Annotated in this window: 21 protein-coding genes; 10 read left to right on the plus strand and 11 right to left on the minus strand. The window is 62.1% G+C overall.

All coding sequences use genetic code 11. From position 1 onward, the window contains the following. Window positions 1-255: 255 nt before the first annotated feature. The 4 genes from HFO71_RS22965 to HFO71_RS22980 are packed head-to-tail and all read left to right on the plus strand — an operon-like array spanning window position 256 to window position 3,789. Window positions 256-1,188, plus strand: coding sequence for a metal ABC transporter substrate-binding protein (locus HFO71_RS22965; RefSeq protein ID WP_221968396.1), 933 nt, complete (start codon window positions 256-258; stop codon window positions 1,186-1,188). Further along, window positions 1,185-2,090, plus strand: a complete 906-nt coding sequence (locus tag HFO71_RS22970) for a manganese/iron ABC transporter ATP-binding protein (RefSeq protein WP_131641633.1) — start codon at window positions 1,185-1,187, stop codon at window positions 2,088-2,090. Before HFO71_RS22965 ends, HFO71_RS22970 begins: the two co-directional genes overlap by 4 nt. Continuing rightward, the gene (gene sitC, locus HFO71_RS22975; protein WP_003542639.1) at window positions 2,087-2,947 is read left to right on the plus strand and encodes an iron/manganese ABC transporter permease subunit SitC; all 861 of its coding nucleotides are present in this window, start codon (window positions 2,087-2,089) and stop codon (window positions 2,945-2,947) included. Before HFO71_RS22970 ends, sitC begins: the two co-directional genes overlap by 4 nt. Continuing rightward, window positions 2,944-3,789, plus strand: a complete 846-nt coding sequence (locus tag HFO71_RS22980; RefSeq protein ID WP_221968394.1) for a metal ABC transporter permease — start codon at window positions 2,944-2,946, stop codon at window positions 3,787-3,789. The genes sitC and HFO71_RS22980 overlap by 4 nt, the downstream gene beginning before the upstream one ends. A gap of 135 nt (window positions 3,790-3,924) precedes the next feature. Here HFO71_RS22980 and HFO71_RS22985 read toward each other — a convergent pair whose 3' ends face one another. The 6 genes from HFO71_RS22985 to HFO71_RS23010 all read right to left on the minus strand — a co-directional run bounded on the left by HFO71_RS22985 (window position 3,925) and on the right by HFO71_RS23010 (window position 11,825). Continuing rightward, window positions 3,925-5,094, minus strand: a complete 1,170-nt coding sequence (locus HFO71_RS22985) for a M20 aminoacylase family protein (RefSeq protein WP_132612200.1) — start codon at window positions 5,092-5,094, stop codon at window positions 3,925-3,927. 199 nt (window positions 5,095-5,293) lie between these two features. Continuing rightward, window positions 5,294-6,799 carry a tripartite tricarboxylate transporter permease gene (locus tag HFO71_RS22990; RefSeq protein WP_020051484.1) on the minus strand — a complete coding sequence of 502 codons (1,506 nt, stop codon included), beginning with the start codon at window positions 6,797-6,799 and terminating at the stop codon, window positions 5,294-5,296. Between the two features lie 9 nt (window positions 6,800-6,808). Then, window positions 6,809-7,270 carry a tripartite tricarboxylate transporter TctB family protein gene (locus tag HFO71_RS22995; protein WP_077979637.1) on the minus strand — a complete coding sequence of 154 codons (462 nt, stop codon included), beginning with the start codon at window positions 7,268-7,270 and terminating at the stop codon, window positions 6,809-6,811. A 211-nt stretch (window positions 7,271-7,481) separates the two neighbouring features. After that, window positions 7,482-8,465: a tripartite tricarboxylate transporter substrate-binding protein gene (locus tag HFO71_RS23000; RefSeq protein WP_077979636.1), complete on the minus strand. Its 984-nt coding sequence runs from the start codon at window positions 8,463-8,465 to the stop codon at window positions 7,482-7,484. Window positions 8,466-8,694: 229 nt separating this feature from the next. Next, window positions 8,695-10,029, minus strand: coding sequence for a sigma-54-dependent transcriptional regulator (locus HFO71_RS23005; protein WP_065281141.1), 1,335 nt, complete (start codon window positions 10,027-10,029; stop codon window positions 8,695-8,697). Further along, a complete protein-coding gene (locus HFO71_RS23010) occupies window positions 10,026-11,825 on the minus strand; it encodes a sensor histidine kinase (protein WP_376766903.1) in 1,800 nt (599 codons plus the stop codon). The genes HFO71_RS23005 and HFO71_RS23010 overlap by 4 nt, the downstream gene beginning before the upstream one ends. A gap of 188 nt (window positions 11,826-12,013) precedes the next feature. On the opposite strand from HFO71_RS23010, the gene HFO71_RS23015 reads away from it, so the two are divergent. Next, on the plus strand, window positions 12,014-12,676 hold the full coding sequence (locus HFO71_RS23015; protein WP_077979634.1) for a sulfite oxidase-like oxidoreductase: 663 nt from the start codon (window positions 12,014-12,016) through the stop codon (window positions 12,674-12,676). Here the strand turns inward: HFO71_RS23015 and HFO71_RS23020 are convergent. The 3 genes from HFO71_RS23020 to HFO71_RS23030 are packed head-to-tail and all read right to left on the minus strand — an operon-like array spanning window position 12,661 to window position 14,327. Next, complete coding sequence (locus HFO71_RS23020; RefSeq protein ID WP_077979669.1) at window positions 12,661-13,296, minus strand: hypothetical protein; 636 nt, start codon at window positions 13,294-13,296, stop codon at window positions 12,661-12,663. The two genes, HFO71_RS23015 and HFO71_RS23020, sit on opposite strands and share 16 nt — an antisense overlap. A 49-nt stretch (window positions 13,297-13,345) precedes the next feature. Next, window positions 13,346-14,092: a CbtA family protein gene (locus tag HFO71_RS23025; RefSeq protein WP_131641638.1), complete on the minus strand. Its 747-nt coding sequence runs from the start codon at window positions 14,090-14,092 to the stop codon at window positions 13,346-13,348. A gap of 25 nt (window positions 14,093-14,117) precedes the next feature. Further along, window positions 14,118-14,327 (minus strand): CbtB domain-containing protein, encoded by a 210-nt coding sequence (locus HFO71_RS23030; protein WP_020051492.1) that lies wholly within the window; start codon window positions 14,325-14,327, stop codon window positions 14,118-14,120. Between the two features lie 233 nt (window positions 14,328-14,560). Here HFO71_RS23030 and HFO71_RS23035 point away from each other — a divergent pair, with 233 nt between their 5' ends. Further along, window positions 14,561-15,112: a histidine phosphatase family protein gene (locus HFO71_RS23035; RefSeq protein WP_131641639.1), complete on the plus strand. Its 552-nt coding sequence runs from the start codon at window positions 14,561-14,563 to the stop codon at window positions 15,110-15,112. 455 nt (window positions 15,113-15,567) lie between these two features. After that, the gene (locus HFO71_RS23040) at window positions 15,568-17,139 is read left to right on the plus strand and encodes a putative bifunctional diguanylate cyclase/phosphodiesterase (protein WP_131641641.1); all 1,572 of its coding nucleotides are present in this window, start codon (window positions 15,568-15,570) and stop codon (window positions 17,137-17,139) included. Here the strand turns inward: HFO71_RS23040 and HFO71_RS36470 are convergent. Then, window positions 17,055-17,447 (minus strand): hypothetical protein, encoded by a 393-nt coding sequence (locus HFO71_RS36470; protein ID WP_376766904.1) that lies wholly within the window; start codon window positions 17,445-17,447, stop codon window positions 17,055-17,057. The two genes, HFO71_RS23040 and HFO71_RS36470, sit on opposite strands and share 85 nt — an antisense overlap. A 41-nt stretch (window positions 17,448-17,488) precedes the next feature. Here HFO71_RS36470 and HFO71_RS23050 point away from each other — a divergent pair, with 41 nt between their 5' ends. From HFO71_RS23050 to HFO71_RS23060, 3 genes are all read left to right on the plus strand, one after another. Next, window positions 17,489-18,700 (plus strand): acetate/propionate family kinase, encoded by a 1,212-nt coding sequence (locus HFO71_RS23050; protein ID WP_132612210.1) that lies wholly within the window; start codon window positions 17,489-17,491, stop codon window positions 18,698-18,700. A gap of 37 nt (window positions 18,701-18,737) precedes the next feature. Next, on the plus strand, window positions 18,738-21,122 hold the full coding sequence (locus HFO71_RS23055) for a phosphoketolase family protein (protein WP_132612212.1): 2,385 nt from the start codon (window positions 18,738-18,740) through the stop codon (window positions 21,120-21,122). A 172-nt stretch (window positions 21,123-21,294) separates the two neighbouring features. Next, window positions 21,295-21,480, plus strand: coding sequence for a hypothetical protein (locus HFO71_RS23060; RefSeq protein ID WP_245006963.1), 186 nt, complete (start codon window positions 21,295-21,297; stop codon window positions 21,478-21,480). Window positions 21,481-21,502: 22 nt separating this feature from the next. On the opposite strand, the gene HFO71_RS23065 is transcribed toward HFO71_RS23060, so the two are convergent. After that, window positions 21,503-22,393 (minus strand): helix-turn-helix domain-containing protein, encoded by an 891-nt coding sequence (locus HFO71_RS23065; protein ID WP_221968392.1) that lies wholly within the window; start codon window positions 22,391-22,393, stop codon window positions 21,503-21,505. Between the last annotated feature and the right edge of the window lie 3 nt (window positions 22,394-22,396).

Genomic DNA, 22,396 nt, shown 5'->3' on the forward strand with positions numbered 1-22,396 from the left:
CCGTGTGCTCCTCAAACATCTAACCGATCGAAGCATATCCCGGATGCGTTGTTCGATGAGGTTGGCCAGCCCGTCGAGCCCTGCTGTCATCTTTTTCGACCTCTCGTTCGGATCATTGTTGCAATTCATTCTTAATTGCACAATAGTCGAAGCAAGGGTCGTCAAGAATTTTTTGCAAATCATTCCGAATCGCAACTTGTTCGACTCTCCGCGAATTTTGCAATTCGGTCGCAATAGCAGAAAGAGGAGAAACATATGCTCTATGGGGAAAGACGGTCGGTTTTGGCCGGACTGATAGGGGTGGCATTCGCAGCCGTGCTGGTTGCCTTTCCCGCCGCTGCCCAACAGACAACCAATTCGAAGTTCAAGCTGGTGACGACCTTCACCGTAATTGCCGACATGGCAAAAAACGTGGCCGGTGATGCCGCGATCGTGGAATCGATCACCAAGCCGGGCGCGGAGATCCACAACTATGCGCCGACGCCGGGTGACATCCAGCGAGCACAAGGTGCACAGCTCATTCTTTGGAACGGCCTCAATCTGGAGCGCTGGTTCGAAAAGTTCTTCCAGAACCTGCACGACGTCCCCGGTGCCGTCGTCTCCGATGGCGTCGAACCGATGGGCATCTCGGAAGGCCCCTACGAAGGCAAGCCCAATCCCCACGCCTGGATGTCGCCGAAGAACGCCCTGATTTACGTCGACAATATCCGTGATGCTTTCTCAAAGTATGATCCGGCGAATGCGGAGACCTACAAGTCTAACGCCGAGGCCTACAAGCAGAAGATCGAAGCGACGATCACTCCGATCCGCGCCACCCTCGAAAAAATTCCCGAGGACAAGCGCTGGCTGGTTTCAAGCGAGGGCGCCTTTTCCTATCTCGCACGCGATTTCGGGCTGAAGGAACTCTATCTCTGGCCAATCAACGCCGACCAGCAGGGCACACCCCAGCAGGTCCGCAAGGTGATCGATGCGGTGAAGGAACACCAGGTTCCAACCGTCTTCAGCGAGAGCACCGTTTCCGACAAACCGGCCCGGCAGGTGGCGCGCGAAACCGGCGCGCATTATGGCGGCGTGCTCTATGTCGACTCGCTGAGCGAAGCCGACGGCCCGGTGCCAACCTATGTCGATCTTCTGCGCGTGACCTCCGATACCGTCGCGAAGGGTCTTGCCGATGGGTTGTCGCAATGACCGTGCTGCTTGGCAATCTTGTCCGCCCCGCATCCTCGGATGCGGGATCGGGGATCACGGTAAAGGATGCGACCGTCACTTACCGCAACGGACATACGGCCCTGAGGGACGCGAGTTTCCAGATCCCCACGGGCACGATCGCCGCGCTGGTCGGTGTCAACGGTTCCGGCAAGTCGACGCTCTTCAAGTCGATCATGGGTTTCGTGCGTCTCGCCAGGGGCCACATTCGCGTGCTTGGCATGCCGGTCGAAGAGGCGCTACGCAAGAACCTCGTCGCCTATGTGCCGCAATCGGAAGAAGTCGACTGGAACTTCCCAGTGCTGGTCGAGGATGTCGTGATGATGGGCCGCTACGGCCACATGGGCATGATGCGCATCCCGAAGGCCGCAGACCACGAGGCAGTGGCCTCCGCGCTCGTCCGCGTTGCCATGAGCGAGTTCCGCAAGCGCCAGATCGGCGAACTCTCCGGCGGTCAGAGGAAGCGGGTCTTTTTGGCGCGAGCACTGGCGCAGGACGGCCGGGTCATTCTGCTCGATGAACCCTTTACCGGCGTCGACGTAAAGACCGAGGACCAGATCACCAAGCTCCTGCGCGAACTGCGGGATGAAGGCCGCGTCATGCTGGTCTCCACCCATAATCTCGGCTCCGTGCCGGAGTTCTGCGACCGGACCATTCTGATCAAGGGCACGGTGCTCGCCTACGGGCCGACCGTCGAGACTTTTACGCAGGAAAATCTGGAAAAGACCTTTGGCGGCGTGCTGCGTCATTTCGTGTTCAGCGAAGCGCAGAACGGCAGGCCAACGTCGATCGGCGTCATAACCGATGATGAGCGCCCCCTGATCCTGCAGGGTGGCAAAGCGACTGCCCGGGGCCCCGATAGTGGCAATGGGGGCGGGGAATGATAGCCGACCTCCTGCAGCCCTTCACCTATGAATACATGCTCAATGCCATGTGGGTGTCCGCCCTTGTCGGCGGCGTCTGCGCTTTCCTCTCCTGTTATCTGATGCTGAAAGGCTGGTCGCTGATCGGCGACGCACTATCGCACGCGATCGTTCCCGGCGTCGCCGGCGCCTATATGCTCGGACTTCCCTTTTCGATCGGAGCCTTCTTTTCCGGAGGGCTCGCTGCCGCAGCGATGCTTTTCCTCAACCAGCGCACCAAGCTGAAGGAAGATGCCATCATTGGCCTGATCTTCTCCTCTTTCTTCGGGCTGGGCCTGTTCATGGTTTCGCTCCAGCCGATGGCGGTCAACATCCAGACGATCGTGCTGGGCAACATTCTCGCCATCACGCCCGAGGATACGCTGCAACTCGCCATCATCGGCTTCGTGTCACTCGCTGTCCTGCTCGTCAAATGGAAGGACCTGATGGTCACTTTTTTCGACGAGAGCCATGCCCGATCGATCGGTCTCAATCCGACCGCTCTCAAGGTCATTTTCTTCACGCTGCTGTCTGCCTCCACCGTCGCGGCGCTGCAGACAGTCGGTGCATTCCTCGTCATCTGCATGGTGGTGACGCCCGGCGCGACCGCCTATCTGCTGACCGACCGCTTCCCGCGGCTGCTTGTGATCGCCGTCATCATCGGATCGATGACCAGTTTCGTCGGCGCTTATGCAAGTTACTTCCTCGATGGCGCAACAGGCGGCATCATCGTCGTGCTACAGACGGCAATCTTCCTGATCGCGTTCTTCTTCGCACCCAAACACGGCATGCTGGCGGCGCGCAGACGCGCCGCGCAGGCGCTGGAGGCAGCGCCATGAACATGGTCGACACGCTTCTTTCGCCTTTCCAGTTCGGCTTCATGGTCAATGCGCTGGTGATCTCGGTGCTGGTCGCAATCCCGATGGCGCTGTTGTCCTGCTTCCTGGTTCTGAAAGGCTGGTCGCTGATGGGAGACGCCATCAGCCACGCCGTCTTCCCCGGCGTGGTTATCGCCTATATCGTCGGCATACCCCTTGCGGTCGGCGCCTTCGTGGCCGGCATGTTTTGCGCAATCGCCACCGGTTTCCTGAAAGATAACAGCCGCATCAAACAGGATACTGTGATGGGCATCGTTTTCTCCGGCATGTTCGGGCTCGGCCTGGTTCTTTATGTCAAGATCCAGTCCGACGTGCATCTCGATCACATCCTGTTCGGCGACATGCTCGGTGTCTCCTGGCGCGATATCGGGCAGTCAGCCGTCATCGCCGCGATCACAGCTGTTATTCTTGGTGTGAAGTGGAAGGACTTCCTGCTGCACGCCTTCGACCCTGCCCAGGCGAGAGCGGTGGGCCTCAGGATCAACCTGCTGCATTACGGCCTTCTCGCCCTCATCTCGCTGACGATCGTCGGTGCCTTGCAGGCGGTAGGCATCATCCTTTCGATCGCCATGCTGATTGCGCCGGGAGCCATCGCCTTCCTGCTCACCCGCAAATTCAGCACGATGCTGCTGCTCTCCGTGGCCATTGCGGTGATCGGCTCTTTTATCGGCGTCTACCTGTCCTTCTTCATCGACAGCGCGCCGGCGCCGACCATCGTGCTTGTGCTGGCGATCGGCTTCGTGCTCGCCTTCATCCATGCCACGCGCGGGACGGCCCGAGTCGAGGAATCGCCGATCGACTGATGGACATTGACGAAGTCGCTGTACGGAGGGCAATTGTTGCCAATGCAGAATGCAGAGAGGCGCGTAACGGTCGCTTTTGAATTGCTGCCTAATTCCTAAACTCGATTCCGGTTTGGACAATTGGGCAGCAGATAATTAAACCTTCAACTCCCGCTCGACCAGCGCCACCCAATAGGCCGCCCCATATCCCAGCGCTTCATCGTTGAAATCATAGGCCGTGTTGTGATGCAGAGCCCCGTCCACCGCCGGACCGTTGCCGAGCCAGACATAACAGCCCGGCGCGTTCTGGGCGAAGAAGGCGAAATCGTCGCCTGCCGTCGACGGCGGAAAGCTTGTCTGCACCTTCCCGCCGAAGACCGAGCCGGCCGCTGCCAGCGCCCGTGCCGTCACATCCGCGTCATTGATGACAGGCGGAATCCGCCGCTCGAATGCATAGTCCACAGCGATGCCGTACATGACCGCAGTGCCATGCGCCAATCGCCCGATCTCGGTCTCCAACTGGTCGCGCACATTGGGTAAATAGGCTCGCGCCGTCCCACCGATCTCAACGATATCAGGAATGACGTTCAGAGCCTTCGAGTCGCCCGCCTGCAGGAAACAGGCGCTGACGACGGCCGGTTGCAGCGGATCGACCACCCGCCCGACGATCGTCTGCAGCGACGACAGGAAGGTCCCGGCCGCCGTGATCGGATCGCGGCCGAGATGCGGCTTGGCGCCGTGCGTGCCGGTCCCACGGAAGGTGATTCGCCAGCTGTCGGAGGAGGCAAGCTGCGGCCCCTCGACCACGGCGATCTCATCGACTGCAAGCCCAGGCATGTTATGCAGCCCATAGACGGCATCGCAGGGGAAAAGCTTGAACAGCCCCTCCTCGACCATGCGCTTTGCTCCACCTCGCCCTTCTTCGGCCGGCTGGAAGATGAAATGCACCGTGCCGGAAAAATTCCGCGTCGCCGCAAGATGCCGGGCAGCGCCGAGGAGCATCGCCGTATGACCGTCATGGCCGCAGGCATGCATCTTGCCAGGCGCCGTCGATTTATAAGGCCGCTCCGCCATCTCAGGCATGGCAAGCGCATCCATGTCGGCGCGCAGCCCGATCCTGCGTGTGCCGTTGCCGAGCCGCAGTGTGCCGACCACGCCGGTACCGCCGAGACCGCGATGCACGGTGATGCCAGCCTCTTCGAGAAGCCTCGCGACGATGCCGGCGGTGCGCTCCTCCTCGAAACCGAGTTCGGGATGGGCGTGCAGGTCGTGGCGCAAGGCGGTCAGAAACGGCAGATCGTCTTTGATCCGGGCGGGAATGCTCATGAGCCTGGATATCCTGTCATAGGAAACGGGCGCCCAACCGGCGCCCGCGTCAGATCATTCCTTGTTCACCAAACGACCCACAAGTTCAACCCCCAGAACAGGATGATTTAGGCCGGCCTAAAATCCGAATCCTGTTCCAAATGAATGAGTTAGGGCATGATGTCATCCGAAACCCGATCACGCTTTTCGGTATCATGCTTTAGGCCTCCTCGACGAACACCTCCTCGCGCTTCTTCTTGACGCTCGGCAGGAAGACGACGATCAGCACGGCGACCGCAATGGCCAGAAGAATGGCGCTGATCGGCCGAGTAACGAAGGTGGTCGGATCGCCGCGCGACAGGATCATGGCGCGCCGGAGGTTCTCCTCGAGCAATGGCCCGAGCACGAAGCCGAGCAGAAGCGGCGCCGGCTCGCAGCGAAGCTTCGCCAGCACATAACCGATGAGCCCGAAGAAGGCCACGGCGTAGAGATCGTAGACGTTGGCGTTGACGCTGTAGACCCCGATGGAGCAGAAGGCCATGATGATGGGGAAGAGCACGTAATAAGGCACGGTCAAGAGCTTCACCCAGAGCCCGATCAGCGGCAGGTTAAGGATGACCAGCATCAGGTTGCCGATCCACATCGAGGCGATGATGCCCCAGAACAGCGCCGGCTGCTCGGTGGCGACGTTCGGACCGGGTACGATGCCTTGGATGATCATCGCCCCGACCATCAGCGCCATGACGGGATTGGCCGGAATGCCAAGCGTCAAGAGCGGAATGAACGAGGTTTGCGCGCCGGCATTGTTCGCCGATTCCGGTCCGGCAACGCCGGCAATCGCACCCTTGCCGAATTCCTCCGGCGTCTTCGACATCCGCTTTTCCACCGTGTAGGAGGCGAAGGCCGCGAGAATGGCGCCACCACCCGGCAGGATGCCGAGCGCCGAACCGATTGCCGTACCGCGAATGACCGGCGCAATCATCTCCTTGAATTCCTGGCGGGACGGCAAAAGGCCGGTGACCTTGGCCATCAGCACCGTGCGTGTCGACTCGCCCTCGAGGTTGCGCAGGATTTCCGCCACGCCGAACACGCCGACGGCAAGCGCCACGAAGTTCAGCCCGTCCGCATATTCACGGATGCCGAGCGTGAAGCGCGGCGTGCCGGTGTAGATGTCGGTGCCGACGAGGCCAAGCAGCAGCCCGAGCGCCACCATGGCCAGCGCCTTGACGACCGAGCCATGCGCGAGTGCGATCGAGGAGACGAGGCCGACGATCATCAGCGAGAAATATTCCGCCGAGCCGAATTGCAGCGCGATTGCAGTCAGCGGCGGTGCGAAGATCGCGACGAGGAAGGTCGAGACCGTGCCGGCAAAGAACGAGCCGAGCGCCGCGATCGCAAGCGCTGCGCCGGCCCGGCCCTTGCGGGCCATCTGGTAGCCGTCGATCGCGGTCACGGCCGAGGAGGATTCGCCCGGCATGTTGATCAGGATCGCCGTCGTCGAGCCGCCGTACTGCGCGCCGTAATAGATGCCGGCGAGCATGATCAGCGAGGAAACCGGTTCAAGCTGGAAGGTGATCGGCAAGAGCATGGCGATCGTCGCCGTAGCGCCGATCCCGGGCAGCACGCCGATCAACGTGCCGAGCAGCACGCCGATCAGGCAGAAGAGCAGGTTTTCCGGAGTGCCGGCTGTTGCAAAGCCGAGCGCGAGATTGCTGAAAAGATCCATCATCGTCTCCTAGAACCGGACCCAGGGGCCGAAGCGCTCGAACGGCAGGCCGAGCCCGTAGCTGAAGACCCCGACCGAAAAGATCGTCAGCAGCAGCGACAGCACGATCGCGAAGAACACGTTCATCTTTTGCGATGCGAAGCAGGCGATGAAGGCGGTGAGGAACAGTGACGGCGCGAAGCCGAGACCGCGCACCGTCAGCCCGAAGAACACCGGCGCCGGCAGGATGAAGAGCATGCCGCGCCAGGCAAACGGGTCGATCGGCTCGCCCTCGACCCGCAGCGCCTGAATGAAGATGATCGCGCCGAGAAGCACGAGCACGGCGGCAAGCACCAGCGGGAAATAACCAGGCCCCATGCGCACTGACGTGCCGAGGTCGAGCCCCAGCGACTGGATGGCGAAGAAAGCGCCGGTCGCGACGAAAAGCGTGCCGCAAATCGCATTGGTGGTATCGAAACTGATGGATTTCATGGTTTCTCCTGGGGAGATGGTTCGTGACGCTGCTGCTGCGATTGCCCTCATCCGTCTGCCGGCACCTTCTCACCGCATGCGGGGAGAAGGGAAGTAGCTGCGAGCCCTTTGCCCTCTTGCCGCCGTTGAGTGACGCAAGTCCCCTCTCCCCGTTCACGGGGAGAGGGTTAGGGTGAGGGGCTCATCCAGCATGTCCTGACGAGGATAATCCTCAGTCGGCATATTCGCCAGCGGCCTCGATCACCGTTTTCCAGCGGGCAATCTCGCTTTCGAGCTTGGCCTTCAGCGCAGCCGGCGTCGCATCGGCGTCGGAGGATGGCGCCGTGCCGAGCTCGGCGAAGCGGGCGCCGACATTTGGATCCTTCAACGCCACCTGCAGCGACTTCGACAGACGTTCGTTGATTTCGGCAGGCGTGCCCTTCGGCGTGTATATGCCGTGCCAGATGCCGACTTCAAAACCGGGCAGACCGGCTTCGACGGCCGTCGGAATGTCCTTCATCACGTCGAGACGCTTCGGCGAGGTCACGGCATAGGCCTTGATCGTGCCGCCCTGGATCTGCTTCGTCGTGTTGGTCGTCTGGTCGCACATGACGTCGACCTGACCGCCGAGAAGATCGGTCATGGCAGGGCCGGTGCCCTTATAGGGAACGGTCGTCAGCGGCGTCTGGATGGCGCTCATGAACATCATGCCGCAGAGATGCGAAGCCGCACCGATGCCGGCATTGGCGACCGTCACCTTGTCCTTGTTGGCCTTGATATAATCGATCAGCCCCTTGAGGTCGGCCGGCTCCATGTCCTTGCGGGCGACGATCGTCATCGGCACCTCGGTGACGAGGCCGACATAGTCGAATGCGCCGAGCGTGTCGTAGGCGAGCTTGCGGTAGAGCGTGGCGCTGGTCGCCATGCCGATATGATGCAGCAGGATGGTGTAACCGTCGGGATCGGCATTCGCCACGCGGCCGGCGCCGAGCGTGCCGCCGGCGCCGCCGACATTTTCGACGACGATCTGCTGGCCGAGATCCTTCGACATGGATTCGGCGACGAGGCGCGCGACGGTATCCGTCGGGCCGCCGGCCGCAAAGGGCACGACCATGGTGATGGTGCGCTCGGGATAAGTCTGCGCCGAAGCGGCGCCGGCGAGAAGAGAGACCGCGGCAGCCGCGGTCAGGCCGAGCATGGCCTTCAGAATTTTCATCGTTTCCTCCCTGAAAATAAGCAAGCCCGCCGACACATCCTCCGCGCCGGTTCGGATAGCCTATTTGCCGCCTGGAAAAATCGATCGGCAATCATTGCAGTCGCTTTCGAAGGACGATTTTACGACAGTGCGATGCAGCATGGGTCGATTTGGAAACAAACGGCTCTGGCGGTGGGTGGAAATCCACCCATCGCACCGCAAAAATTGCAGCGCGCCCCAAGCACCCGGTTTAGCTTTCGGTGGTCAGCATCCGCTTGTCGAGACCATATTTCTGCATCTTCTCGTAGAGGGTCTTCCGGGAAATGCCGAGCGACTCATAGACCGGCCTGAGGCTGCCGCCATGCGCCACCAGCGCGCTGGCAATGACCCCGCGTTCGAATTCGGCGACGCGCTCCGCAAGCCCGGTCGCCTCCTCGGCTTGCCGCCCGCCATTGTCGAGACCGAGGACCAGACGGTCGGCGGCATTCCTCAGCTCACGCACATTGCCGGGCCAGTCGCGCTGAGCAATGTCGGAAATAACGTCTGGCGGCACGGTCATCTCGTCGCGGCCGTAGCGGGCCGCCGCCTCCCGCACCAGCTGCAGGAAAAGCAATGGAACATCCGCCCGCCGCTGCGACAGCGACGGCACGTGCAGCGTCGCGACGTTCAGCCGATAGAAGAGGTCGGCGCGGAAGCGCCCCGCCGCCACCTCCGCCTCCAGATCGACCTTGCTTGTCGCAATGAAGCGCACGTCGAGCGCCACCACCTCGTTCGAACCGAGCCTGGAGATCACCCGCTCCTGCAGCACCCGCAGGAACTTCGCCTGCAGGTCGAAGGGCATGGAGCCGATCTCATCGAGCAGGATCGTGCCGCCGCGCCCGTGTTCGAATTTTCCATAGCGCGGCCTTACCGCGCCCGGAAAGGCACCCGCCTCATGGCCGAAGAGCTCGCTTTCGATCAGGTTCGCCGGCAGTGCGGCACAATTGATCGCGATGAACGGCCGGCTCGCCCGGGCGCTTATGTCGTGGAGCGCCCGCGCCACCACCTCCTTGCCGGCCCCGGTCTCGCCGACGATCAGCGTATCGGCGTCGCTCGCCCCGATCGCCCGGATGCGGTAGCGCAGATCCACCATCACCTGCGTGCGCCCCGGCAGCCGCGCCTCGATATCGTCGCGCTTGCCGGCGACCGCTTTCAGCAGCCGGTTTTCGAGCACGAGGCCGCGCCGCTCCATCGCCCGGCGGATGACGCCGGCAAGCATCTCAGGCGTGAACGGCTTCTCGATGAAATCATAGGCCCCTTCGCGCATCGCCTTCACCGCAAGCTGAACGTCGCCGTGGCCGGTAACGAGAATGACCGGCACCTCCGGGTCGAGTTCGCGGATCTTCTGCATCAGCGTCATGCCGTCGATGCCGGGCATACGGATATCGCTGACGACGACGCCGGGAAAGCTGTAGCCGATCAGCTCCAGCACGTGGTCGCCGTTCGAATAGGTCTCGACACTGAAGCCGGAGAGCTCCAGCGCCTGCGCCGTCGAACGGCGCAGTTCCTCCTCGTCGTCAACCAGCAGGATCTTCGCATCGTTCATTCCGCTGCCTCCGGCATCAGCCCTGCCGCCGATTGCAGCTCGATGCGGAACACCGCGCCCCCTTCGGGATGATTGGCAGCACCAAGGCTGCCGCCGAAATCCTTGATGATGTTGTAGGAGATCGAAAGCCCGAGGCCGAGCCCCTTGCCGACGCCCTTCGTCGTGAAGAAGGGATCGAAGATGCGCTCGGCGATCGCCGCCGGCACGCCCGGCCCATGGTCTCGCACCGTCAGCACCACCTTGCCGGCCTCCTCGAAGGCCGATACCTCGATGCGCCGATCATCCAGCCCCTCCACCGCATCGGCCGCATTCGAAATCACGTTCACCAGCACCTGCTGCAGACGCACCGAACCGGCGCGCACCACCGGCGGACGCGGCCCGAGAGCGAGCAGCAGTTCGGCATCCGCCGCCTTCAGCCGCCAGGCGATAATCTCGAGCGTATCGCGCATCGCCTCGTCGAGGGAAACGGGACCGAGCTTCTCGTTCGGCTTGCGGGCGAAGTTGCGCAGGTGCCGGCTGATTGTAGCCATACGGTCGATCAGCCCGCCGATACGCCGGATATTGTCCCGCGCCTCCTCCGTCCGCCCACGGTCGATGAGAACGGAGGCACTGTCCGTATAGGTCTTGGCGGCGGCGAGCGGCTGGTTGAACTCGTGCGAAAGGGCAGCAGACATCTGCCCTAGCCCAGCAAGCTTGCCCGCCTGGATCAGATCGGCCTGAGTCTGCCGGAGCTGTTGCTCGGTCAGCCGCCGTTCGGCGATTTCTTCTTCGATGCGGCTGTTGACTCGGGCAAGATCGGCTGTGCGCTCCTCGACGCGCCGCTCCAGCTCGTTGCGGGCTTCGGCTTGCATCTGCATGCGCTCGGCAAGCCGCGCCCGCCGCTGGCGCAGAACCGCGACTGCGAGCCCGGCGATGCAGAGGAAGAGAAAGACTGCCGCAAGCGCCGTGCGTGCCTGGGCACGGATGGAACTCGTCTCCATCAGCACGTTCACCGTCCAGTCCTCGGCCGGCATGTAATGCGAGAGCACCAGATATTCACTCGAACCGCGCTCGCCGGCCAGCGTCATCAGCTCATGCTGCTCGAAGTGGTGACGCGTCACCGGCAGCGCCGCCAGCCTGGCATTGGCATAACGTCGCGACGCCTCGGTGCGGGCGACGCGGTCGGCCGTCAGCGGCAGGATCGCGCCATAGAGCCATTCCGGGCTGCCGGACATGAAGATGATGCCCTCCGGATCGGAAACGAAAATCTTGTATTCGCCGCCGCCCCAGGAGGATTCGATCATGTCGATATCGACTTTGAAGACGATGACGCCGCGAATATCCGCGCCGGTTCGGATCGGTGCGGCAAAATAATAGCCGCGCTTCAGCGAGGTGGTGCCGAGCGCGTAAAATCGTGCCTGCCGGCCTTCGACCGCATCTTGGAAATAGGGCCTGTAGCTGAAATTCTGCCCGACGAAGCTTGCAGGCCCATCGTAATTGCTGGCCGCGATCGTCTCTCCGTCTGGCTTCACCACATAAATATCGGAGGATTTCAGCAGCCCGTTGATCTCCTTGAGATAGAGATTGGCCGCATCGCGCAGCGCCGCATCTTCAGGCGCGCTCACCAGTTCCTTGATGTCGTCGTGATCGGCGATCAGCGCCGGCAGCGCCTCGTAGCGGTTGAGATGACCGCTGAGTGCCGAAACGGCAAGGCGCAACGCCGTCCCCGCCTGCGCCGAGGCTTCCTCCATATAGGCGCGCGTCGCAATCGCGCTGCCATAGTTGAAGAAGGCGAAGATGATCAGCGGCACCACCAGCAACGCCGCTATCGCACGATATCTCGAAGACAGAACCGGCTCCTCCCCTTTTCTGCCTCCACTCCCCAGCGAGGCATATCCAACGGACCGAGTTTAGAGGGGTGGGTAGGGATTTCCAAGGGGCCGCCGAAACTTGACACCCGGCAGGGGCCGATGTCCTATTGCTGCACCGCAAGGAGGCTCCGCCCATGAGCGACGACCAGACGCCCGCCGACAGCAAACTCACCACATCCAAGCGTCGCTGGGCGGCAGAGGGCAAGTTCCTGACCGGCCGTATCAGCCGTCCCGAAACCGAGCGCCTGCCGCCCGGCCAGCACCTTGTCAAGAACTGGCCGGTGCTCGATCTCGGCCAGCAGCCTGTCATCTCGACCGAGACCTGGCGGCTCGACGTGCGCGGCCTCGTCGAAACGACGCTCGCCCTCACCTGGGCCGACTTCCAGGCGATCGAACAGAGCACTGGGGTGAGCGATATCCACTGCGTCACCACCTGGTCGCGCTACGACAACAAATGGAAGGGCGTTTCGACCCGCGATCTGCTCGACCTCGCCATGCCGAAGCCGGATGCGGCTTACGTCATGCTGACGAGTTACGACGGCTATACCACCAACTTGCCGCTCGCCGATTTCGCCGCCGAGGATGCGATTCTCGCCACCGTCTGGGAAGGCCTGCCGCTGACGCCGGAGCACGGCGGCCCGATGCGCCTCGTCGTACCGCATCTCTATTTCTGGAAAAGCGCCAAATGGCTGCGCCGCATCGAGCTGATGCCTGCCGACCAGGCCGGCTTCTGGGAAAAGAACGGCTACCACATGTATGGCGATCCGTGGCGCGAGCAGCGCTATTCCGACGATTGAGCTTTTGGCCGCGAGAAACGGCGAAGCGCAAACACGCCAAGGCCGAACAAAGAGGCAAGCCCCGTCAGTGATGCCACGCTGGCGGCATGGAATGGGATCCCGCTCCAGCGCGGCTTGACGATATCGGCTGTGTTGAAGGCTTCGCCGCTGAACCGGCAGCTGATCAGCGCAAGACCGCGCCGCACCATGTCGGCGTCGACCGCGGAAATGATTTCACCCGCCGCAGCAGCCTCCCGCGGCATCTCGCGCATCGAAAGCAAGACCGCCTTGGTCGCGGCGAGATAGGCATGGGCGCATTCGTTGAACGGGCTTTCCTCATCCGTCACGCTGCCCGGCATCCGGCCCCATAGACAGTAAGAATACTGGATCTCGGCATAATTCAGCACGCGCCGGAACGGCTCGTTCGTATCGACGGCGCGGGATGCAAGACCGATGATCCGACCGCGATAGTCAGACATGACAGCCATCTCGCCATGGGAAATCTCCGGGATATCCAGCCCGGCATGGCTGCCGCCGTCGCTGCTGCGGCTATGGGCAAAAGCGCTTCCAGCGACCACACAAAAAAACGCGGCGGCAGAAAGCGCCGTCAGCAGCAGTGATCTGGCTCTGTCGTTTTTCATAATCGCCCGAAAGTTCAGGGCGCCGGCAAAGCGGCGCCCTTCGATGCGTTCAGTGAAATGCCGTTGCCGGCCGGCTGCGTTGTCCGCCCCTGACCGCAAGTCGCTTTTCCGCCAGCGCCCCGAAGGCGAGACCGAGCGTTGCCCAGAGGATCACATGCATGCCGAGTGAGGTCGTGCGGAACCGCCAGAGCACCATCGCCGAGAAGTTCTCCGGCACCTCGTTGATCGGCGGCAGCAGGTAGAGCACGACGCCGATGAAGACGAGATAGGCGATGCCGGCGATAATCGCGCCGTTCCAGAGACCGAAGCGCTCGGAAAGACGACGCGACAGCGCCACAGCAGCGACGAGCGCAGCAAGCGACACGACGATCATCAGGAAGAACAGCTCGGTCCTGGCGCCGATCGTATCGGGATTGCCGACCGCCGGCGGGTTGGCCGGATACTTGATCCCGGGAACGAGGACGACCGCCACGAAGGCGGCAATGGCGATGACGGCCGAGGTGCCGCGCGGCGAAAGGCTGCTGAAGCGGCCGTGCACGAAAGCGAAAGCGAGCGCGAAGAGCCCGCCGACGGCGACGCTGTAGGCCATGACGCCGGTGAAAAGGCCGAGACCGGCCTGCGTGGCGCGGCTGACGATTTCAGGTTCGGCAGCCTCGCCGGCCGTCTGGGCGCTCGCCTCTTCAAAGGCGATCGCCGCATCGACCAGCGGCTCGCCGAAGGTATGGGCGAAAGCGAAAACGAGAATGCCAGCCATCAGGCCCGCGAGCATGCCGCGAAGCAGAAGGTTTCCAACCATGTCAGGAACTCCGATCGCGACGCGATTAGTGGCAGGGAAAGCCGAGGAGATGGCGGCCGTCATGCACGAATTCATGCACATACATACCGTTGAACAGCGCTATTGCGCCTTCTTCGGTGCCGACGAAATAGAGGACGATGAGCATCAGCAGGCCGCCGAAGATCGCCCAAGGCAGGATTTCGCCTACAGGGATCGGCGCCGGTACAGCAACGGGCGCGAAAGTGGTGTCAGACATGTATTCCTCCGGGAATGACGCGTTCAGTCGAAAGAGTGCTTGTGCAGTAGGGTCTGACTTCCAGCGCGAAGAGCTTTCAACACGCTGGTCACAGTGGCGCGACCGCGCCGGACTTACACCGGCTTCCAAACCCGCAACAGCACGGTTATATCTGCACGCCGAAGAGACTGTCAACGAAACTTCACAAGCCGGCGAAGGACGCCGTCGCCGCATTCCGGGAGACGAGAACGACCGTGAACACGCGCATCACCTGGATCTGCCATGGCGCGACGGCAGCAAGCCGCAAGGCCCTGTTCCCGCTCGACGAACCGCTGGAGGACAAGGCCGTGGAGGAAGCCGGCAGGATGATCGCCCCCCGCGCCGACCGTATTGCCACGAGCCCCGCCTTGCGCGCCCGTCAGACTGCTGACGCGCTCGGCCTCGAAGTCCAAATAGATCAGGCGCTTTGCGACTGCGACCATGGCCGCTGGGCCGGCAGGTCGATCGCGACGATCGGGACCGAAGAGCCGGAGAACCTCATGGGCTGGATGAGCGATCCGGAGGCAGCCCCGCATGGCGGCGAGAGCCTTCTTGATCTGCGCACGCGCATCGCCGCCTGGATGGATGGCCAGACCGTCCTCGGCGGCCACGTCATTGCAATCAGCCATGCGGCCGTCATCCGGGCATCGATCGTGCATGTGCTGCAGGCGCCGCTCTCCTCCTTCTGGCTGAGCGACGTCGAGCCGCTTTCCGTCATCCGCATGACCAGCAACGCACAGCGCTGGTCTCTGCGCTTCCAGGATTAGAGACTGCTGATCTTATCCAGCTTTGCACAAGCAAATCGCGTCATCTCTGTTGAACCCGGCTTTGCGGGGACTACTTCCTTGTCCCAAGGAGATGGAAGAATGACATATGATTGGAGTGGCGAGCGCACGCGACGCCTGCGTTTCATGCGTGTCGCCACAGTCACGGTTCTGGTGGGTCTCATCGTCAGCGTTCCGCTGCTGATCGTCACCGCCTGAAGCACGAGAAAGGGCGAGCGATGCACTGGCACGCTCGCCTTCGTTCTTTTCCCGCATCAGCCAGTCTCCCGACCACGAGGGAATCGCGCTGACAACAACGCCTTGGTTCCCCACAAGCCCCGTCGGGACTCTCTGCGGCACAGCAACAGGCTGCCGCCTCCGATAATTCGCCTTCTGGTTTCAACAAACATTTCAGACTTTCGTGATATTTCCGCGAAGGTGGAGATGGAGAAGGCATAATGCCGGTGTTTTTCCAAAGCAGGGCCGGACGGCAGTGCGTGTCGATCGTGGTGTCTGGCGTGACCCTCTGGCTTCTCGGCACGCTGCTGCAGCTCGACGACAGCCTGGTCGCCTTCATGACCGGTTTCGGCGAGTACGGCGCCGACAAGCTTGTTCTGGCGCTCGGCATCGCCGGCGCCATGAGCTTCATCTATTCGGTGCTGCGTATCGCCGACCTGCGCAAGGAAACGGAACTGCGCGCCGCCGCCCAGGCAAAGGCCGATTGGACCGCAACCCACGACCATCTGACCAAGCTGCCGAACCGCTACGCCTTCGAGCGCAAGATCCTGTCACGGCCGATCACGGACGACGAGGCCGAGATCGAGGAGTGGGACCGCAACGTCACTATCTTCTGCGTCGACCTCGACGGCTTCAAGAAGGTCAACGATCTCGTCGGGCATAAGGGCGGCGACATCCTGTTGATCGAGGTTGCCAGACGCATCTGCGCGCTCGGCAATGCCGACTGCGTCTATCGCTTCGGCGGCGACGAATTCATCATCGTCGCCTTCGCCCTGACGGCGCAGCGCGAGGAGCGTTTTGCCAAGCTGCTGATCCAGGCCGTCACCCGGCCGATCCATATCGATGGCTTTGCCGTCGAAGTCGGCGCCAGCGTCGGCTACGACCGCTGGGCCGAGGGAGCCGAACCGCTGGAAGATGCGGCCCACCGTGCCGACCTCGCCATGTACGAGGCGAAATCACGTGGACCCAACCACTATTTCGTTTTCGAAGCCTCGATGCAGAACAAAGTAACGGAACGCGCCGCGCTGGAAACCAGGCTGCGCGCTGCAATCTCCAACAAGGCGATCAAGCTCTTCTATCAGCCGCTGATCGACCTGAAGACCGGCCAGCTCTGCGGCTTCGAGGCCCTAGCGCGCTGGATCGGCGACGACGGCGCCAACATCCCGCCGCCGGTCTTCATCGGCATCGCCGAGGAAAACGGTATGATCACCGCATTGTTCGAGGATCTTCTTGCCCAGGCCTGCTGCGACGCCCTCACCTGGCCGGAGCATGTGATGTTGTCCTTCAACGTCTCGCCGGTGCAAATGGAAGACAAATTGCTGACCTCCCGCATCCTCAAGGTCCTTTCGGCCAGCCGGCTGTCGCCGCAGCGCCTGGAAGTGGAGATCACCGAAAATGCGCTGATTCAGGATCCCGCCGCGGCCGCGGCCATTCTCGATGAACTGCATGCAGCCGGCATCCAGATCGCCCTCGACGATTTCGGCACGGGCTATTCGAGCCTCGCCCAGCTCGCCCGCTATCGTTTCGACAAGATCAAGATCGACAAAAGTTTCATCGCCACCTATCGCGACGACGAGCGGCAGGAAGAGATCGTCCGCGCCATGCTCGGCCTCGGCAGGAGTCTCAAAATCAAGACGACTGCGGAAGGTATCGAAGAGCACGGCCAGCTCGCCTTCCTGCTGCAGCTCGGCTGCGACATCGGCCAGGGCTATCTTTTCGGCAAGGCGATGCCCGCCGCCGAGGCGGGCATCTTCATCAGCGATCGCAATGCCAGTCTGGCCTCCACGGCCTGACGAAGCGCTCTAACCTTTTGTTTTGACGCAATTCCCGGCAAAACCGCTTCGCGCTTTACCGGCGGAATTTTCTCTAAAAAACCTGGCGCAGGGTCACGAACAGCACGAAGGCGATCGCAATCCGAGACCGGCAGGCCGAGATGATCGGCCGAAGCGATGGTGACCATCGCCACGACTTCGGCTGCCGCATCATAGGTCAGATGTGTCTTGCCGATCTTTTCGCCGACGGTGACGACGATGCGCTTCCAGCCCAGCGACAAAACCCACGGGTGGGTGAATAAATACCTTTCCGTCGGAAGCCCCGGCACTAAGTTCGGCTATCGTCACGCCCGCACGGAGTCTTGAAAACATGGAAACGACCGACCTGCTGCTGACCTTCAATGCCGGTTCCTCGACGGTCAAGATCGGCATCTTCGCGATCGACGGCGCCGAGGCGCGGCGTATCGGCAAGGGCGTGATCGATTTCCGCGCCGAACCGCTCGCGCTCAGGCTGACGAAAGGGCGGCAGACAGTCGAGAGGCCGTTGAAGGCCGAGGTGACGGATGATTTGCACGGCGTCATCGATGAGACCTTCGCGCTTCTCGCCGATGATTTCGACATGACCGCCACGCGCGCCGCCGGCCACCGCGTCGTCCATGGGGGCGACCGCTTCACGAGAGCGATCGCCCTGGACGCCGCCGCAATCGATGCCGTCGATGCGCTGACCCCGCTTGCGCCCCTACACCAGCCGCAGGCGCTGCGTTTCATCCGCGCGCTCCGGCATCTGAAACCGCATCTTGCCCAGACGGCCTCCTTCGACACAGCCTTCCACGCCACGCAGGACGATCTTGTTCGCCGCTTCGCCATTCCCCGCGCCCTGCATGACGAGGGCATCAAGCGCTACGGCTTCCACGGCCTGTCCTATAAATTCATCGCCGGCGAGCTCCGCCGCCAGGCGCCGCGCGCGGCAAAAGTGGTCGTCGCCCATCTCGGCAGCGGCGCCAGCCTCTGTGCGCTGGATGACGGCGTCAGCCGCGATTGCAGCATGGGCTTTTCGACGCTCGACGGCACCCCGATGGCGACGCGCCCGGGCTGGCTCGATCCCGGCGTCATCCTGCATCTGGCCGGTCAGAAGAAACAATCCTTGGAGGAGATCGAGGACCTGCTCTATCATCGTTGCGGCCTGCTCGGCGTCTCCGGCATCAGCGCTGATACGCGCGAGCTGGTGAAGGACGGACGGCCAGAGGCGCGCCAGGCGATCGACCTCTTCACCCTGCGGATTGCCGGCGAAATCGGCCGCATGGCGGCAACGCTGAGCGGCCTTGACGCCATCGTCTTCACCGCCGGTATCGGCGAACATCAGCCGGAGATCCGCGAAGGCGTGGCCAAGCGGCTGTCCTGGCTTGGCCTTGCGATCGACGAAAAGGCCAATGCCGCCAATGATTTCACCATCAGCACGCGGGAAAGCCGCATCGCCGCCCATGTCATCGCCACCGATGAAGAGCAGATCATCGCCGACGAGGCGCTAACCGTTCTTCGCGGTGCTGATCCAGATCAACAGCTTGCCGGCATCAGCCGGTAGAATTGACGTTGAAGACGTTTTCGAACGGGAGAAACCCATGGAAAAGCATGTCTCGACCGCCGCCCTGACCGACACCGAACTCACGCTCATCGACCGCTACTGGCGCGCCGCCAACTATCTCTCGGTTGGCCAGATCTATCTGCTTTCCAATCCGCTGCTGCGTGAGCCGCTGAAAGCCGAGCACATCAAGCCCCGCCTGCTCGGCCACTGGGGCACGACGCCCGGCCTCAACTTCATCTATGCGCATCTGAACCGCCTGATCCGCGCCCGCGACCTCGACATCATCTATATGTGTGGTCCCGGCCATGGCGGGCCGGGCATGGTTGCCAACACCTATCTCGAAGGCATCTACAGTGAGATCTATCCCGAGATCTCCGAGGATGCCGAAGGCATGCGCAAACTCTTCCGGCAATTTTCCTTCCCCGGCGGCATTCCGAGCCATGCGGCACCGGAAACGCCAGGCTCTATCCATGAGGGCGGCGAACTCGGTTACGCCCTGGTCCATGCCTATGGCGCCGCCTTCGACAATCCCGACCTGATCGTCGCCTGTGTCGTCGGCGACGGCGAGGCCGAAACCGGGCCGCTCGCCGCGAGTTGGCATTCCAACAAGTTCCTCAATCCCGCCCGCGACGGCGCCGTGCTGCCGATCCTGCATCTGAACGGCTACAAGATCGCCAATCCGACCATTCTCGGCCGCGCGAGTGATGATGACCTCAGGCGTCTCTTCGAAGGCTATGGCTACGAACCCTTCTTCGTCGAGGGCCATGAGCCGCGCGACATGCATCAGCTGATGGCAGCAACCCTGGACCGGATCTTCGATCGCATCCGCGACATCCAGAGGCAAGCCCGTGACGGCAAGGCCGCGGACGGCTGCCCGCGCTGGCCGATGATCCTGCTGCGCAGCCCGAAGGGCTGGACGGGCCCGAAGGAGGTCGACGGCAAGAAGGTCGAAGGCTTCTGGCGCGCCCATCAGGTGCCGGTTTCCAATTGCCGCGAGAATGACGGCCATCGCAAGATCCTCGAGGACTGGATGCGCGGTTATGATCCGGAAGACCTGTTTACCCCCGACGGCCGGCTGAAACCCGAGCTGCGCGCGCTCGCCCCTGTCGGCGAGCGCCGCATGGGCGCCAATCCGCACGCCAATGGCGGTTTGCTGCGCCGGGAACTCGATGTTCCCGATATCCGCGACTATGCGGTCGATATCGGCAAGCGCGGCAGCGCCATGGTGCAATCGACGGAAATCCTCGGCCATTATCTGCGCGACACGATGAAGCGCAACGCCGATGCCGCCAACTTCCGTATCTTCGGCCCCGACGAGACAGAATCGAACCGTCTCGGCAGCGTCTTCGAAGTCACCGACCGTGTCTGGATGGAGGGTATCGAGCCTTACGATGTCCACCTCTCCCGCGACGGCCGCGTCATGGAGGTGCTGAGCGAACATCTCTGCCAGGGCTGGCTGGAAGGCTACCTATTGACTGGCCGGCACGGCCTGTTCTCCTGCTACGAGGCCTTCATCCACATCATCGATTCCATGTTCAACCAGCACGCCAAATGGCTGAAGGTGACGCGCGAGCTCGAGTGGAGAAAGCCGATCTCGTCGCTGAATTACCTGCTGACCTCGCATGTCTGGCGCCAGGACCACAATGGCTTCAGCCACCAGGATCCGGGCTTCGTTGACCTCGTCGCCAACAAGAAGGCCGATATCGTCCGCATCTATCTGCCGCCGGATGCCAACACCCTGCTCTGGGTCGGCGACCATTGCCTGCGCACCTATGACCGCATCAACGTCATCGTCGCCGGCAAGCAGCCAGAGCCGCAATGGCTGTCGATGGACGAGGCGGTGAAACATTGCGAAGCCGGCATCGGCATCTGGCACTGGGCGAGCAACGAGGAAGATACCATTCTGCCCGACCTCGTCATGGCCTGCGCCGGCGACGTGCCGACCATGGAAACGCTTGCCGCCGTCGACCTGCTGCGAAAGGCCATTCCGGAACTGAAAATCCGCACCGTCAACGTCGTCGATCTCCTGGCACTGCAATCCAGGGATCAGCATCCGCACGGCCTGACCGACGAGGCCTTCGACGCGATCTTCACCGCCGACAAGCCTGTGATTTTCGCCTATCACGGCTATCCCTATCTCATCCACCGCCTGACCTATAAACGCACCAACCACCGCAACATCCACGTCCGCGGCTTCATCGAGGAAGGCACGACGACGACCCCCTTCGACATGACCGTCCTCAACGAACTCGACCGCTTCCACCTCGCCATCGAAGCGATCGAGCGTGTGCCGGGCCTGAAGGAAAAGGCAGGCGAAGCGCTCGCCGCCTTCCGCCGCAAGCTTGCCAAGCATCACGACTATGTCCGTGAATATGGCGAGGACATGCCGGAGGTGCGAAACTGGAAATGGCCGATGGCGTGAAGCGAAAACCAGCCGGAATTGCGCGGAACTGGTCGGCGGAGATCATCCGGCGGAAACAATCGTCTAGCAAAGTCTAAAGTTGGTGAAAACCATCGGCACACTGTTCCTGGAAGACCGCATGGCAGGCTATGTGTCTCGGGCAAGCTTCAAGGCCGTCGACCGAGGAAACGACATGAAAAGTTTCGCTGCCACGCTTACCGCCGCCCGGCTGGAAAAGGCGCTCGCCTTCTACATGACGCCCGAAGCCCAGCGCGATGGCTCAGACGATGCCGTCAAGTCAGCTGAGGAACGAGACGCATACGAGACCCGCGCCGGCGAACGCGCCCGCAACACGGAAGAAGGCATCGAAGCCTGGTAAATCGGGCAACCTTGCGGGTGGCCTAGACACCTTCAAGCCGAACCTTCTCCTTCATGCGCCAGACCCGCGGTGTTTCTCCAGTATACTTAAAGAAGAAGCGCGAGAAATAGGCGGGGTCGGCAAAGCCGAGCCGAAATCCGATCTCCTGAACGCTGCCCAGCGTAAAAACGAGCTGGCGTTTCGCCTCTTCGACGAGTTTGCCGGCGATCAATTCATGAGGAGTATTGCCGGTCATCGACCGGACGATACGGGTAAGATGTGTCGGCGAAAGCCCAAGCTCCCTGGCGTAGAACGACGCGGGCTTATGTGATCGGAAATGTTGCTGGATGAGTTCGCTCAGCATTTCCATCCGCCGCTCGTTCTCGTTTGCCGGAAGCTCGTGCGTATTCCGCTCATGGGAAATCCTCGCCGTCAGCCGCAGCGCCAGGGCGACATAGGCGGCCAAGGCCTCATTGCGGCCGCTGCGGCGGTTTTCGAATTCGTCGCCCAGCCGCTTCAACGTCTGCATGACATAGGCGGCCTCGGCATTATCGGGATCGAGCGGCGTCAGGTGCGGCGCCGCCAGCCACTCGCCGAGCTGACTTCTATCACCGAGCGGATGGCTGAGATGGGATCTCAACAGGGTGATCACAAGGCCGTCGATATCGCGTGAAAAACGAAAGCCGTGTTTGAGCCCAGGCGGTACAGTGATGATTGCCGGCGGACGGATGGCATGGCTCTTTTCGCCGAAGATCGCATCGCCCGACCCGCCTTCGATGTACAATATCTGAAAGAAACTCTCGTGACGGTGCGGGCGAATCTCCCAATGATGCAAGCTGCTGCGGGAGCGAATTGTTTCGCAATGCAACCAAAAATCGGGCTTTCGCCCGGTATTCTCACCGTAGAGTTCGTAGGTAGGGACATGTCTGCTCATAGG

The organism is Rhizobium laguerreae (genome assembly GCF_019778565.1).
GTDB classification, from domain to species: Bacteria; Pseudomonadota; Alphaproteobacteria; order Rhizobiales; family Rhizobiaceae; genus Rhizobium; species Rhizobium laguerreae.

Bases quoted from the DNA above. Each gene is read 5' to 3' on its own strand.
- HFO71_RS22965 (WP_221968396.1), top strand. From the start codon at position 256: ATGCTCTATGGGGAAAGACGGTCGGTTTTGGCCGGACTGATAGGGGTG.
- HFO71_RS22970 (WP_131641633.1), top strand. From the start codon at position 1,185: ATGACCGTGCTGCTTGGCAATCTTGTCCGCCCCGCATCCTCGGATGCG.
- sitC (WP_003542639.1), top strand. From the start codon at position 2,087: ATGATAGCCGACCTCCTGCAGCCCTTCACCTATGAATACATGCTCAAT.
- HFO71_RS22980 (WP_221968394.1), top strand. From the start codon at position 2,944: ATGAACATGGTCGACACGCTTCTTTCGCCTTTCCAGTTCGGCTTCATG.
- HFO71_RS22985 (WP_132612200.1), bottom strand. From the start codon at position 5,094: ATGAGCATTCCCGCCCGGATCAAAGACGATCTGCCGTTTCTGACCGCC.
- HFO71_RS22990 (WP_020051484.1), bottom strand. From the start codon at position 6,799: ATGGATCTTTTCAGCAATCTCGCGCTCGGCTTTGCAACAGCCGGCACT.
- HFO71_RS22995 (WP_077979637.1), bottom strand. From the start codon at position 7,270: ATGAAATCCATCAGTTTCGATACCACCAATGCGATTTGCGGCACGCTT.
- HFO71_RS23000 (WP_077979636.1), bottom strand. From the start codon at position 8,465: ATGAAAATTCTGAAGGCCATGCTCGGCCTGACCGCGGCTGCCGCGGTC.
- HFO71_RS23005 (WP_065281141.1), bottom strand. From the start codon at position 10,029: ATGAACGATGCGAAGATCCTGCTGGTTGACGACGAGGAGGAACTGCGC.
- HFO71_RS23015 (WP_077979634.1), top strand. From the start codon at position 12,014: ATGAGCGACGACCAGACGCCCGCCGACAGCAAACTCACCACATCCAAG.
- HFO71_RS23020 (WP_077979669.1), bottom strand. From the start codon at position 13,296: ATGAAAAACGACAGAGCCAGATCACTGCTGCTGACGGCGCTTTCTGCC.
- HFO71_RS23025 (WP_131641638.1), bottom strand. From the start codon at position 14,092: ATGGTTGGAAACCTTCTGCTTCGCGGCATGCTCGCGGGCCTGATGGCT.
- HFO71_RS23030 (WP_020051492.1), bottom strand. From the start codon at position 14,327: ATGTCTGACACCACTTTCGCGCCCGTTGCTGTACCGGCGCCGATCCCT.
- HFO71_RS23040 (WP_131641641.1), top strand. From the start codon at position 15,568: ATGCCGGTGTTTTTCCAAAGCAGGGCCGGACGGCAGTGCGTGTCGATC.
- HFO71_RS23050 (WP_132612210.1), top strand. From the start codon at position 17,489: ATGGAAACGACCGACCTGCTGCTGACCTTCAATGCCGGTTCCTCGACG.
- HFO71_RS23055 (WP_132612212.1), top strand. From the start codon at position 18,738: ATGGAAAAGCATGTCTCGACCGCCGCCCTGACCGACACCGAACTCACG.
- HFO71_RS23060 (WP_245006963.1), top strand. From the start codon at position 21,295: ATGAAAAGTTTCGCTGCCACGCTTACCGCCGCCCGGCTGGAAAAGGCG.
- HFO71_RS23065 (WP_221968392.1), bottom strand. From the start codon at position 22,393: ATGAGCAGACATGTCCCTACCTACGAACTCTACGGTGAGAATACCGGG.